This window comes from Ciceribacter lividus, assembly GCF_003337715.1.
In the GTDB taxonomy this organism is placed as follows: Bacteria; Pseudomonadota; Alphaproteobacteria; order Rhizobiales; family Rhizobiaceae; genus Allorhizobium; species Allorhizobium lividum.
Genome location: NZ_QPIX01000011.1, coordinates 77,320 through 89,541, shown reverse-complemented (window position 1 = coordinate 89,541; position 12,222 = coordinate 77,320). Strand labels below are relative to the sequence as shown.

Genomic DNA, 12,222 nt, shown 5'->3' with positions numbered 1-12,222 from the left:
TAGGCATGCCCCGGCCCGAGCCTGTGCTTGATCGGCGGGGCCATCCGTGCCACGGTCAGTCATGCGCATTCTGCTGGTGGAAGATACTCACGATGTCGGTGAAGCGATCATCCGTCGTTTCGAGGCGATCGGTCATACGGTCGACTGGGAGACGGACGGTCGTGCGGCCTCCGACATTCTCGATTTCACCGAATACGACCTGGTCATTCTCGACGTGATGCTGCCGGGCATCGACGGCTTCGAGATACTGAAGCGGTTGCGCCAGAGCCGCAACGCGGTTCCCGTCCTGGTGCTGACGGCTCGTTCCGAGATCGACGACCGGGTGAGCGCGCTCGACCTCGGCGCCGACGACTATCTCGTCAAGCCCTTCGATTTCCGTGAACTCGAGGCGCGCGCCCGCGTGCTGATGCGCCGGCGCAGCGGCGGCGAGGCGACCAACATCATCGCCTGCGGCGATATCGTGCTCGACCGCGCCAACAGGAGCGTGCGCGTCGGCAAGCGGGAGGTGCAGCTGAAGCGCCGGGAGATGACGCTGCTCGAAATCCTGGCGACCCGCCCCGGCCGGGTGTTCAGCAAGGATCAGCTTCTCGATCAGCTCTTCGGCTTCGAAGAACCGGCCGGCCCCAACGCGATCGAGCTTTATGTCGGCCGGTTGCGCAAGAAACTCGAAGGAGCCCACGCGCGCATCGTCACCGTCCGTGGCGTCGGATATCAGCTGGTTGCCGATGTACAGGCCTGAATCGTCCCTCTTCTCCCGCCTTCTGCTGCGTGTCGCCATCGTTCTCACCGTCGGCGCAGCGATCCTGATGAGTGCGGCGTGGCTCTACGTGCGGACGGCCGCCGACGAGGCCTACGACCGCCTTCTGCAAGGTGCCGCGCTGCAGATGCTCGAAGGGCTGACGGTCGAGGACGGCAAGCTCGTCGTCAACCTGCCATCGTCGGCCTTTGAACTGCTCGGGCTCGCCGGGCGCGACCGCATCTTCTACCGCGTCATCGACGCCGGCGGCCGGACGATGACCGGTTACGAAGACCTCACGCCTGACATTGATCTCGCAGGGGCGCGGCCCGGTCCGGTTCTCATCAACATGCGTTATCGCGGCGAGCCGCTCAGGGTGATCGTGGCGGGCAAGGCGATCTCGGACCCCTCCACCTCCGGCTGGGCTCACGTCGTGATCGGACAGACGACGCAGGCGCGGCAGGCGCTCGCCTCCGAGCTCTCCACCCGGGCGCTGGCCTTGGTCGCGGCCATGAGTGCGCTCGCTCTCGCCGGCACGGCGCTTGCGATCCGCTATTCGCTCAGGCCGGTCTCTGCCCTCGGAGAAACGCTCGTCGCGCGCGATCCCCAGGATTTGACGCCGCTTGCGGTCGACGTACCGCGCGAGCTTTCGCCCTTCGTGTCCTCGATCAACCATTTCGTGCGGCGGCTCGACGAGCGCGTGAAGCTCCTACAGCGCTTCATCGCCGACAGCGCTCACCAGATCCGCACGCCGCTCACCGCACTTTCGGCGCAGGTCAGCCTGATCGACGAGAGCAACCTGCCCGAAAGCGACCGCCGGCATCTCGAGCGGGTGCGCAACCGCGCCGGCGAACTCGCCCGCTTCACCAATCAGCTGCTCAACCATGCGATGGTCATCCATCGCTTCGATTCCGCCCAGCTCGCGCCGCTCGACCTGACGCGGGTCGCCCGCAAGGCCTTCCGGGCCGCCATCCCGATCACGATCGATCCTGATATCGTCGTCTCGTTCGAGGCGCCGGACGAGGACGTCGTCGTGCTCGGTGACGAACTCAGCCTGCGCGAGGCGATCGTCAACGTGATCGACAATTCGCTGCGCCACGGCACGGTCTCACGGCTGGAGGTGCGCGTGGTCCACACACCGGAATTCGGGCTGGTCGAGGTCGAGGACGACGGTCCGGGTATTCCGGAGGCGGACTGGGGCCAGGTGACGAGGCGGTTCGTGACGTCGAAATCGGGCGAGGGGAGTGCCGGCCTCGGCTTTGCCATCTCCTCGGAGGTGGCGGCAGCCCTCGGCGGCGAGCTCAGCTTCCGGTCGAGGAACGAGGAGCATGGGTTTACCGTGGTGCTGAAGCTGCCGCTGCGCAGCAAGGGGAAATCATGAACCGTATCGCTGCCGCCGTCGTTTTCTTCGCCGGCCTCTGGACTGCGCCGGCCTTCGCGATCGAGGGGGAACGCGCGGTCTTTCCTGCTCCTTCGGGAGAGAAGGCGAAGCTCGTCATCCATGGCGCGACCGACCTCAGCGCGATCCGCCCGCTGATCCTCGATTTCCAGGAGACGATGCCGGAGGTCACGGTCGAATTCACCGATTACGTGACGAACGACCTCTTCCGTGAGGCGGAAGCGGCCTGCCGCGAAGGCCGTGTCCACGGCGATCTCTGGCTCTCGTCGTCGGTCGACCAGCTCGTGAAACTCGCCAATGACGGTTGTGCCCGGCCGCACCGCTCCTTCGTGACGGCGCAGGTGCCCGACTGGGCGAACTGGCGCGAGGAGGTTTACGGTTTCACCTTCGAGCCAGCCGTCATCGTCTATGATAGTTCGCGTGTGCCACCCGAAGATGTGCCGCATACCCATGAGGAGCTTTCCGAACTCCTGCGGCGCAAGCCGGATGTCTACCGCGGGCGCATCGGGACGTATGACGTACAGGCTTCGGGCATCGGCTATCTGCTCGCCTTCAACGATGCGCGCCAGGCGCCGACGGTCTATGGGCGGCTGCTGGAGAGCTTCAGCCGTGCGGAAGCCGTCACCCGTTGCTGCAACAGCGAGGTGCTCGGCGGGATCGCGAGCGGCAATCTCCGCATCGCCTACAATATTCTCGGTTCTTATGCCTATGCCGCCTACCTGCAGAATCCGAATCTGAAGATCGTCGTGCCGCGCGACTACACACTCGTGCTGTCACGCGGCGTGCTGATCCCGGCGAGGTCCGCTCGCCCGGACCTGGCGGCCCGGTTCCTCGACTACCTGCTGTCCGGCCGCGGCCAGCGCGTCGCCCGCGAGAAGGCTTTCTTCTTCTCCGAGCGGGCACCGCTGCCCGCCGGCGTGGATGGTCCGCCGGCACTGATGGAATCAGGCATCGGCCGGCCGATCCGCATCGGGCCCGCCCTTCTCGCCGCTCAGGACAAGGCGCAGCGCGAACGCTTCATCGCCGGCTGGATGGACCTCTTCGCGCGGCCGGTGCGTTGAGTCCAAAGGCCCTCCAAGAAAAATGCCGGCAGGAAGCGCCGGCATTTTCACCTCGGTCATGCGGAAGAGGTCGCCTCAGAGCTCGACGCGGACGACCTTGTTCTCTTTCGCCGATTTCAGCGCTGCATCGGCGAGCGCCAGTGCGATCAGCCCATCCTCGGCCGACGGTGACGGCGCGGTACCCTTTTCGAGGCTGTCGATGAAGGCGGAGATTTCCGCCGCATAGGCGGCCGTATAGCGGGTCATGAAGAAGTCGTGCAGCGGTGGGCGGGTATAGCCGTCCTTGGTCGCCACCTCGATCGAGACCGGGCGCTGGTTCTCGGCTGAGACGGCGCCGAGCGAGCCGTGCACCTCGATGCGCTGGTCGTAGCCGTAGGACGCGCGCCGGGAGTTGGAAATGACCGCCTGGCGACCGCTCTTCGTGGTGAGGATCAGCGAGGCGCTGTCATAGTCGCCGAGTTCGCCGATCTTCGGATCGACGAGGACAGAGCCGGTCGCGACGACCGTCTCGATCTCCTCGCCGAGGAGGAAGCGGGCCATGTCGAAGTCGTGGATCGTCATGTCGCGGAAGATGCCGCCCGAGACCTTGATGTATTCGGCCGGCGGGGCGCCGGGATCGCGGCTGGTGATCGTCACCATCTCGACCTTGCCGATCGTGCCGGCGTCGATCTCCCGGCGCACGGCCTGGAAGTGCGGGTCGAAGCGGCGGTTGAAGCCGAGCATCACCTTGGCGCCGGTCTGGCGCACCGTTTCCAGGCATGCCTTGGCGCGGGCGACGTCGAGGTCGATCGGCTTCTCGCAGAAGATTGCCTTGCCCGCCTTCGCAAAGCGCTCGATGAGGTCGGCATGGGTGTTGGTCGGCGTGCAGATGACGACCGCGTCGATATCCTTGTCGGCCTCGATCTCGTCGATCGTCCTGACGGCGCAGCCGGCGGCGGAGGCGATGGCGTTGGCGGCCTCGGGGAAGGCGTCGGCAACGGCGACGAGCTTCGCCCGCTTGTCCTCGGCGATCGCCTTCGCATGCACCTTTCCGATTCGTCCCGCACCCAGAAGGGCCAGTCTCGTTACCATCTTGCTTTCCTCCCTGCGCCGCGTCCTATAAGCGGGCGGCATCGCTGGTCTGCGGATAGATTCCGTGGCGCGCGACCGCCGCCGAAAATCTCTGTTTGGAATATATGTTCCATTTTGCTAGATTGCGGCATCGTCTATGTCAATAGGCTTATGGGAAAGGATGATGATGGGAGAGACGAGCGCCCCGACCAGTATCAAGGGCTTCGAGGAGAGGCTCCTCCAGGTCTCCGAAAAGCTGCCGAAGCGGTTGCGGCAATGTGCCGATTACGTCGCCTCCAACAAGGACCGGATCGCCGTTTCCACCGTCGCCGAAATGGCGGAAGGCGCGGGCGTGCAGCCGTCGGCATTCATGCGCTTCTGCCAGATTCTCGGCTTTTCCGGCTTCTCCGAAATGCAGAAGCTTTTCCGCGAGTCCTATGTCGGTGGCTGGCCGGACTATTCGACCAGGCTTCATCATCTTCGCGAAAAGGCGGAGGGTAGCCCCTCCGCATTGCTTGCCGAATTCGTCGAAGCGGGCCGCACCTCGCTCGAAGGCCTGCTGAAGACCGTCGACCCGGCGGCTCTCGAAGAGGCGGTGAAGACGCTCGCCGCCGCCGACATGGTGCATATCATCGGGATGCGCCGGTCGTTCCCGGTCGCGAGCTACATGGCCTATGCCTTCGAGAAGATGGGCGTGCCGGCCATGCTGCACAGTGCCGTCGGCAAGCTCGACAACCGCCATGCGGTCCGCTCTGGCGATGCGCTGCTCGCCATCACCTTCGCGCCCTATTCCGCGGAGACGCTGGACATCGTCGAAGCGGTTTCCGCACGCGGCATTCCGGTGGTGGCGATCACCGACACGATCGTCAGTCCGCTGCGGAAATCGAACGCCCAGACGCTGCTCGTCTCCGAGGTCGATTTCGGCGCTTTTCGCTCGCTTTCGGCTACGCTCTGCCTTGCCATCACGCTCTCGGTCGCGGTTGGAACGGCCCGGCAAGAAAATTGAATATCTGTGTTGAAATTTCCAAAAATGGAATATAAAGTTCAAAACCTGTGAGACAGCGGCCTGTCGGGGAGGGCTGCGTGAACGGCAGGGCGGCCGCACCGTCCGCGAACAGGGAGGCAGGCTTTGACATCACTCGATCTGATCACGATTGGCCGTTCGTCCGTCGATCTCTACGGAGTACAGGTCGGAGGACGGCTCGAGGATATGGCCTCCTTTAACAAGTATATCGGTGGTTCGCCGACCAATATAGCCGCCGGCACGGCACGGCTCGGCCTCAGGTCGGCGCTGCTGACCCGCGTCGGCGACGAGCACATGGGGCGTTTCATCCGTGAGCAACTGGTCCGCGAAGGTGTCGACGTACGCGGCGTGAAGACCGATCCCGAGCGCCTGACGGCGCTCGTCATCCTCGGCATCCGCGACCAGGACCAGTTTCCGCTGATCTTCTACCGCGAGAACTGCGCCGACATGGCGCTCTGCGAGGACGACGTCGATCCGGCCTTCATCGCCGATGCACGCTGTGTCTGCGCGACCGGCACGCATCTTTCCCATCCGAACACCGAAAAGGCAGTCCTCAAGGCGCTCGGGCTCGCGCGTGAAAACGGCGCGAAAACCGCGCTCGATATCGATTACCGGCCGAACCTCTGGGGCCTTGCCGGCCACGGCGCCGGCGAAAGCCGCTACATCGAGTCCCGCGCCGTCACCGCCAAGCTGCAGTCGACGCTGCCGCTCTTCGACCTGATCGTCGGTACGGAAGAGGAATTTCATATCGCCGGCGGGTCGACCGACACGCTGGAGGCTCTGCGGGCCGTGCGCCGCATCACGCCGGCGACGCTCGTCTGCAAGCGCGGCCCGATGGGCGCCGTGGTTTTCGAGGGCGAGATCCCCGACAGCCTCGACGCCGGCCAGAAGGGTCAGGGCTTTCCGATCGAGGTTTTCAATGTTCTCGGCGCCGGCGACGGCTTCATGTCGGGCCTGTTGAAGGGCTGGCTCACCGGCGAGGACTGGCCGACGAGCCTCAAATACGCCAATGCCTGCGGCGCCTTCGCCGTCTCCCGCCACGGCTGCACACCTGCCTATCCGAGCTGGGAGGAGCTCCAGTATTTCTTCGAACGGGGTATCCGCAACAAGGCGCTGCGCAAGGACGCCGCCCTCGAACAGGTGCACTGGTCGACGAACCGCAAGACCGACTGGCCGGTCATGCGCGTCTTCGCCTTCGACCACCGCATGCAGCTCGAAGCCATGGCAGAGGAAGCGGGTGCCGCGCCGGAACGCATCGGCGCATTCAAGGAACTCTGCCTGAAGGCGGCCCAGCAGGTCGCGGCAGGCGGCAGCGGTTACGGCATTCTCTGTGACGGGCGGCTCGGACGCGATACGCTCTACCGTGCCGCCGGCTCGGGCCTCTGGATCGGCCGCCCCGTCGAATGGCCGGGCTCGCGACCGCTGACACTGGAGGCGGAGATCGGCCCTGATTTCGGAGGCCTTTGCGAATGGCCGGTCGAACATGTGGTCAAGGTGCTCTGTTTCTACCATCCCGACGATCCGCCCGAGCTGCGCGCGAACCAGGAAGAAACGGTCGCGAGGCTCTTTGCCGCGGCCCGGCGCAATCGGCTCGAAATGCTGCTTGAGGTCATCCCTTCGAAGGTCGGCCCGACGGACGACGACACGGTCGCGAAGATCATCGACCGCTTCTACGAGATCGGCGTCTATCCCGACTGGTGGAAGCTGGAGCCGATGAAGACCGAAGCCTCCTGGGCGAATGCTTGCGAGGCGGTCCGCCGCAACGACCCCTATGCCCGCGGCATTGTCGTGCTGGGGCTCGACGCTCCTGCCGCCGAGCTGGAGGAGAGTTTCGCGCTTGCGGCCGGCTTTGATCTGGTCAAGGGTTTTGCCGTCGGGCGCACGATCTTCGGCGATGCCGCCCGGGGCTGGCTCGCCGGCACGATCACCGACGCCGAGGCGGTCGCGGAGATGGCGGGACGCTACAGCAGTCTTTGCGCGGTCTGGGACAAGGCGCGCGCCAAGGGAGGAAAGGCATGAAAACGGTGAGACTGACGGCCGCTCAGGCGATGGTGCGCTACCTCGCCAATCAGATGAACGAGCATGGCGAGACCTATATCGCCGGCGTCTGGGCGATCTTCGGCCACGGCAATGTCGCCGGCATCGGGGAAGCGCTCTACGGGGTCCGGGATCAGCTTCCGACCTATCGCGGCCAGAACGAGCAGTCGATGGCCCATGCGGCGATCGCCTATTCGAAGCAGCTTCGCCGGCGTCGCGCCATGGCGGTCACCTCCTCGATCGGGCCGGGTGCCGCCAACATGGTGACGGCCGCCGCACTCGCCCACGTCAACCGCCTGCCGGTCCTTCTGATACCCGGCGACGTCTTCGCCAATCGTGGTCCCGATCCCGTCCTCCAGCAGCTCGAGGATTTCGGCGACGGCACGATGTCGGTCAACGACTGCTTCAGGCCGGTCAGCCGCTATTTCGATCGCATCACCCGCCCGGAACAGTTGCTGACCGCCCTGCCGCGGGCGATGCGCACGATGACCGACCCGGCCGATTGCGGGCCGGTGACGCTCGCCTTCTGCCAGGACGTCCAGGCCGAGGCCTATGACTATCCCGAAAGCTTCTTCGAAAAGCGGGTGTGGCGCCAGCGTCGCCCGGAACCGGATGCAGCGGAATTCGAGGCGGCCGTCGCGGCGCTGAAGGCGGCGAAGAACCCGGTCATCGTCGCCGGCGGCGGCGTGCATTTCTCCGGCGCGACCGAAACGCTCAAGGCCTTCTCCGAAAAGCACGGCATTCCCGTCGTCGAGACGCAGGCCGGAAAGTCGGTGCTTGCCTGGGACCACCCCCTCAATTTCGGTGCCGTCGGCGTGACCGGAACGGGCTGCGCCAACATCGTCGCCGAGAATGCCGATCTCGTCTTCGGCGTCGGCACGCGCTTCCAGGACTTCACCACCGGCTCCTGGGCGCTCTTCAAGAACCCGGCGCGCAAGATCCTCGCCCTCAACGTCCAGCCCTATGACAGCGCCAAGCATGACGCGATCGCACTGACCGCGGATGCGAAGATCGGTCTCGAACGCCTGTCGGCGGCGCTCGGCGACGCGGTCTTCCCCGCACCCGACGCCGATCTCAAGAATGCCTGGTTCGCCGAGGCGGATGCCGTCACCGCCGCGCCGAAGGACGGCAATGCGCTGCCGACCGACATGCAGGTGATCGGCGCCGTGCAGCGCGCCTCGCGCGACAACACGGTCGTGATGTGCGCGGCCGGCACCATGCCGGGCGAGTTGCACCAGCTGTGGAAGGCGAAGCTGCCGCTCTCCTATCACATGGAATACGGCTTTTCCTGCATGGGCTATGAGATCGCCGGCGGCCTCGGCATCAAGATGGCCGAACCGGATCGGGACGTCGTCGTCATGGTCGGCGACGGCTCCTACATGATGATGAATTCGGAGCTGGCGACCGCCGTCGCCATGGGCGTCAAGATCACCGTCGTGATCACGGACAACCGCGGCTACGGCTGTATCAACCGGTTGCAGATGGGAACCGGCGGCGCGGAGTTCAACAATCTCTATGCGCATACCAACGTAAACCCGATCGCCATCGATTTTGCCGCGCACGCGGCGTCGATGGGCGCCGACGCCCGCAAGGTTTCGTCCGTCGCCGAACTCGAAGAAGCGCTGGAGGCCGCGCGCGATGCCACGACTCCGACCGTCATCGTGATCGACACCGATCCATATCCGACACCCGACGCCGGCGGCTTCTGGTGGGACGTCGCGGTCCCCGAAGTCTCCGCCCGCCGGGAAGTCAACGAAGCCCGCACCCGTTATGAAGCAGCGCTGAAGGAAAGACGCTAGACATGATCCTCTACGGAACCAATCCGATCGCTTGGTCCAACGACGACGACCGCACGCTCGGCGCCCATATCAGCCTCGACCAGTGCCTGGACGAGACGGCGAAGATCGGCTTCGACGGCATCGAGAAAGGCCACAAGTTCCCGACCGACCCGGCAGGTCTCAAGGCGGTGCTCGAGCCGCGGGGCCTGCGCTTCGTCTCCGGCTGGCATTCGCTGAACCTGCTGACCAATTCGATCGAAGAGGAAAAGGCGGCGATGCAGCCGGCGCTCGACCTCCTGAAGGCGATGGGTTCCAAGGTCATCATCGTGTGCGAGACCTCGAACGCCATCCACGGCAATGACGCGGTGGCCGTCAATGCCCGGCCGAAGCTCTCCGACGCCGATTGGAAGACCTTCGGCGCCGGGGTCGAGGCACTCGCGGAATACGCCGCGGGGCAGGGCATCACCCTCGTCTACCACCATCACATGGGGACGATCGTCGAGAGCGAGGAAGAGATCGACCGGCTGATGGAGAACACCGGGCCGCACGCCCATCTTCTCCTCGACACCGGTCACTGCCTGTTCGGCGGCGGCAACCCGGAACGGGTCGCGAAGAAGTATATGCACCGCGTCGGCCACATCCATGCCAAGAACGTTCGTCCGGTCGTTGCGAAAGCGGTCCGTGACGAGAACCTCTCCTTCCTCGAAGGTGTGCGCCGCGGCGTCTTCACCGTCCCGGGCGATGCCGAGGGCGGCGTCGATTTCCCGCCGGTCTTGCGGATTGCGGCCGAGCATGGTTACGACGGATGGCTGGTCATCGAAGCCGAGCAGGACCCGGACGTCCGCAATCCCTTCGAATACCAGAGCCTCGGACTGAAATCGCTGAAGGCCATGGCGAAGACCGCCGGCCTGGACAAGGAGACGGCGTGAAATTTCTCGACCCGCAGCATCCGTTCTTCCGGCCGCTCTGGCTACGTATCCTCACGGTCGTTCTTCCGGCGATCTGGGCCGTGGTCGAATGGTCGAACGGGGCGACGGGCTGGGCGGTCATCTTTCTCGCTGCGGCCGGCTATGCCGGCTGGCAGCTGTTCCTGTCGCCGGACGCAAAGGCCCCGTCGACCGACGAAAAGCCTGCCGAAAGCCGGGAAACCGACAAGGGAGACGAGGCATGAGCGATCTTCTGCGCAAACCGCAGGGCACGAACGGCAAGGTTCACGACATCACGCCGGAAAGTGCGGGCTGGGGCTATGTCGGCTTCGGGCTCTACCGCCTGAAGGCCGGCGAAAGGGCCGCCGAGAAGACCGGCGAGACGGAAGTGATCCTCGTGCTGGTCGAGGGCAAGGCCGAGGTTTCGGGCGGCGGCAAGGCCTTCGGCGCGCTCGGCGACCGCATGAACGTCTTCGAGCGCAAGCCGCCACATTGCGTCTACGTGCCGGCCGGCAGCGACTGGTCGGCTGCGGCGACGACCGACTGCACGCTCGCCGTCTGCACCGCACCCGCCATGCCGGGCCGCGAGGCGCAGGTGATCGGGCCGGAAGGCATCGCGCTCACCGAACGGGGCAAGGGGGCGAACACCCGCTACATCTATCCGATCGCCATGGAAGATCGCGACGTCGCCGACAGCCTGCTCGTCACCGAGGTCTTCACGCCGTCCGGCAACTGGTCGTCCTATCCGCCGCACCGGCACGACGAGGACAACTATCCCGAGATGACCTATCTCGAGGAGACCTATTATCACCGTCTGAACCCGGCCCAGGGCTTCGGCTTCCAGCGCGTGTTCACCGAGGACGGTTCGCTCGACGAGACCATGGCGGTCTCCGACGGCGACGTCGTCCTGGTACCGAAGGGCCATCATCCCTGCGGTTCGCCCTACGGCTACGAGATGTATTACCTGAACGTCATGGCGGGACCGCTCCGCAAATGGCGGTTCAAGAACCATCCGGACCACGACTGGATCTTCAGGCGCGACAACCCGCAAGCCTGACCTGCAGTTCATCGAAATCCTGCTTCTGGGAGGAAGGCATGAGAGGTCTCGGAATCGGTCTGATCGGCACCGGTTACATGGGCAAATGCCATGCGCTGGCGTGGAACAATGTCGCGAGCGTCTTCGGCGACGTGGCACGGCCGCGGCTGGTGGCGCTCGCCGAGATCAACGTCGAGCTTGCTGCGAAGAAGGCCGCCGAATTCGGCTTCGCGACCGCGACCGGCAATTGGCGCGACCTCCTCGACAATCCGGAAATCGACGTGATTTCGGTGACGACGCCCAACGCCTTCCACGCGGACATGGCAATTGCGGCCCTCGACGCCGGCAAGCATGTCTGGTGCGAGAAACCGATGGCGCCCGCCTATGCCGATGCGGTCCGCATGCGCGACGCGGCGGCACGAGCCGGCCGCACCGCCGTCATGGGCTACAACTACATCCAGAACCCGATGATCCGCCATATCCGGCGGCTGATCGACGAGGGCGCGATCGGCACCGTCAACCACGTCCGCGTCGAGATGGACGAGGATTTCATGGCCGACCCCTTCGTGCCCTTCTACTGGAAGAGCGAGGCGGCCTCCGGCTACGGCGCGCTCGACGATTTCGCCGTTCATCCGCTTTCGCTGCTCCTCACGCTTTTCGGCCATGTCGAGACCGTCGTCGCCGACCTCGTGAAACCCTATGCGGAGCGGCCGCTGAAGGAGGGCGGAAACCGGGCCGTGGAGAACCACGATGTCGCAAGCGTGCTGATGACGCTCGAGGGCGGCATCTCGGCGGTGCTGATGGCGAACCGCTCAGCTTGGGGCCGCAAGGGGCGCATCGCGCTTCAGGTCTTCGGTTCGGCAGGCTCGATCCTCTTCGACCAGGAGCGGATGAACGAGTTTCAGATCTATCAGGCAAGCGGCCGTGCCGAGGAACAGGGGTTCCGCACCGTGCTCGCGGCACCCCACCATCCGCCCTATGACCGCTTTGTTCCCGCCCCCGGCCATGGCCTCGGCTTCAATGATCTCAAGGTCATCGAATGCCGCGAACTGATTGCCGCGATCGGCGGTGACAAGGCGCATGTGATCGACTTCGAGGACGGTTTGCGCATCGAGCAGTCCGTCCACGCCATGGCGCGCTCCTTCGCCGAGCGGCGCTGGGTCGCGGTCTGACGT

The 12,222-nt window shown here is 65.1% G+C and carries 11 protein-coding genes; 10 read left to right on the top strand and 1 reads right to left on the bottom strand.

The window, feature by feature from the left end; translation table 11 throughout:
- Nucleotides 1–61 precede the first annotated feature (61 nt).
- Genes DFR48_RS18235 through DFR48_RS18225 form a run of 3 tightly spaced genes read left to right on the top strand, consistent with a single transcriptional unit; the run spans nucleotide 62 to nucleotide 3,196 of the window.
- A complete protein-coding gene (locus DFR48_RS18235; protein ID WP_114364643.1) occupies nucleotides 62–739 on the top strand; it encodes a response regulator transcription factor in 678 nt (225 codons plus the stop codon).
- The gene (locus DFR48_RS18230; RefSeq protein WP_114364642.1) at nucleotides 726–2,117 is read left to right on the top strand and encodes a sensor histidine kinase; all 1,392 of its coding nucleotides are present in this window, start codon (nucleotides 726–728) and stop codon (nucleotides 2,115–2,117) included. The genes DFR48_RS18235 and DFR48_RS18230 overlap by 14 nt, the downstream gene beginning before the upstream one ends.
- Nucleotides 2,114–3,196, top strand: a complete 1,083-nt coding sequence (locus DFR48_RS18225) for an ABC transporter substrate-binding protein (RefSeq protein ID WP_114364641.1) — start codon at nucleotides 2,114–2,116, stop codon at nucleotides 3,194–3,196. The genes DFR48_RS18230 and DFR48_RS18225 overlap by 4 nt, the downstream gene beginning before the upstream one ends.
- A 75-nt stretch (nucleotides 3,197–3,271) precedes the next feature.
- Here DFR48_RS18225 and iolG read toward each other — a convergent pair whose 3' ends face one another.
- On the bottom strand, nucleotides 3,272–4,267 hold the full coding sequence (iolG, locus tag DFR48_RS18220) for an inositol 2-dehydrogenase (protein WP_114364640.1): 996 nt from the start codon (nucleotides 4,265–4,267) through the stop codon (nucleotides 3,272–3,274).
- A gap of 166 nt (nucleotides 4,268–4,433) precedes the next feature.
- On the opposite strand from iolG, the gene DFR48_RS18215 reads away from it, so the two are divergent.
- The 7 genes from DFR48_RS18215 to DFR48_RS18185 all read left to right on the top strand — a co-directional run bounded on the left by DFR48_RS18215 (nucleotide 4,434) and on the right by DFR48_RS18185 (nucleotide 12,219).
- Nucleotides 4,434–5,252 carry a MurR/RpiR family transcriptional regulator gene (locus tag DFR48_RS18215; RefSeq protein ID WP_114364706.1) on the top strand — a complete coding sequence of 273 codons (819 nt, stop codon included), beginning with the start codon at nucleotides 4,434–4,436 and terminating at the stop codon, nucleotides 5,250–5,252.
- A 123-nt stretch (nucleotides 5,253–5,375) separates the two neighbouring features.
- Entirely contained in the window at nucleotides 5,376–7,289 is a 1,914-nt protein-coding gene (locus DFR48_RS18210; RefSeq protein ID WP_114364639.1) for a bifunctional 5-dehydro-2-deoxygluconokinase/5-dehydro-2-deoxyphosphogluconate aldolase, read from the top strand.
- The gene (iolD, locus tag DFR48_RS18205) at nucleotides 7,286–9,106 is read left to right on the top strand and encodes a 3D-(3,5/4)-trihydroxycyclohexane-1,2-dione acylhydrolase (decyclizing) (protein ID WP_114364638.1); all 1,821 of its coding nucleotides are present in this window, start codon (nucleotides 7,286–7,288) and stop codon (nucleotides 9,104–9,106) included. The genes DFR48_RS18210 and iolD overlap by 4 nt, the downstream gene beginning before the upstream one ends.
- A 2-nt stretch (nucleotides 9,107–9,108) precedes the next feature.
- The gene (iolE, locus tag DFR48_RS18200) at nucleotides 9,109–10,014 is read left to right on the top strand and encodes a myo-inosose-2 dehydratase (protein ID WP_114364637.1); all 906 of its coding nucleotides are present in this window, start codon (nucleotides 9,109–9,111) and stop codon (nucleotides 10,012–10,014) included.
- Complete coding sequence (locus tag DFR48_RS18195; protein ID WP_114364636.1) at nucleotides 10,011–10,256, top strand: hypothetical protein; 246 nt, start codon at nucleotides 10,011–10,013, stop codon at nucleotides 10,254–10,256. Before iolE ends, DFR48_RS18195 begins: the two co-directional genes overlap by 4 nt.
- Nucleotides 10,253–11,068, top strand: coding sequence for a 5-deoxy-glucuronate isomerase (gene iolB, locus DFR48_RS18190; protein WP_114364635.1), 816 nt, complete (start codon nucleotides 10,253–10,255; stop codon nucleotides 11,066–11,068). Before DFR48_RS18195 ends, iolB begins: the two co-directional genes overlap by 4 nt.
- Nucleotides 11,069–11,106: 38 nt before the next feature.
- A complete protein-coding gene (locus DFR48_RS18185) occupies nucleotides 11,107–12,219 on the top strand; it encodes a Gfo/Idh/MocA family protein (protein ID WP_114364634.1) in 1,113 nt (370 codons plus the stop codon).
- Nucleotides 12,220–12,222 lie beyond the last annotated feature (3 nt).

Coding starts and splice junctions, on each gene's coding strand:
- DFR48_RS18235 (WP_114364643.1), top strand. CDS start 62: ATGCGCATTCTGCTGGTGGAAGATACTCACGATGTCGGTGAAGCGATC.
- iolE (WP_114364637.1), top strand. CDS start 9,109: ATGATCCTCTACGGAACCAATCCGATCGCTTGGTCCAACGACGACGAC.
- iolB (WP_114364635.1), top strand. CDS start 10,253: ATGAGCGATCTTCTGCGCAAACCGCAGGGCACGAACGGCAAGGTTCAC.
- DFR48_RS18230 (WP_114364642.1), top strand. CDS start 726: ATGTACAGGCCTGAATCGTCCCTCTTCTCCCGCCTTCTGCTGCGTGTC.
- iolG (WP_114364640.1), bottom strand. CDS start 4,267: ATGGTAACGAGACTGGCCCTTCTGGGTGCGGGACGAATCGGAAAGGTG.
- iolD (WP_114364638.1), top strand. CDS start 7,286: ATGAAAACGGTGAGACTGACGGCCGCTCAGGCGATGGTGCGCTACCTC.
- DFR48_RS18185 (WP_114364634.1), top strand. CDS start 11,107: ATGAGAGGTCTCGGAATCGGTCTGATCGGCACCGGTTACATGGGCAAA.
- DFR48_RS18215 (WP_114364706.1), top strand. CDS start 4,434: ATGGGAGAGACGAGCGCCCCGACCAGTATCAAGGGCTTCGAGGAGAGG.
- DFR48_RS18225 (WP_114364641.1), top strand. CDS start 2,114: ATGAACCGTATCGCTGCCGCCGTCGTTTTCTTCGCCGGCCTCTGGACT.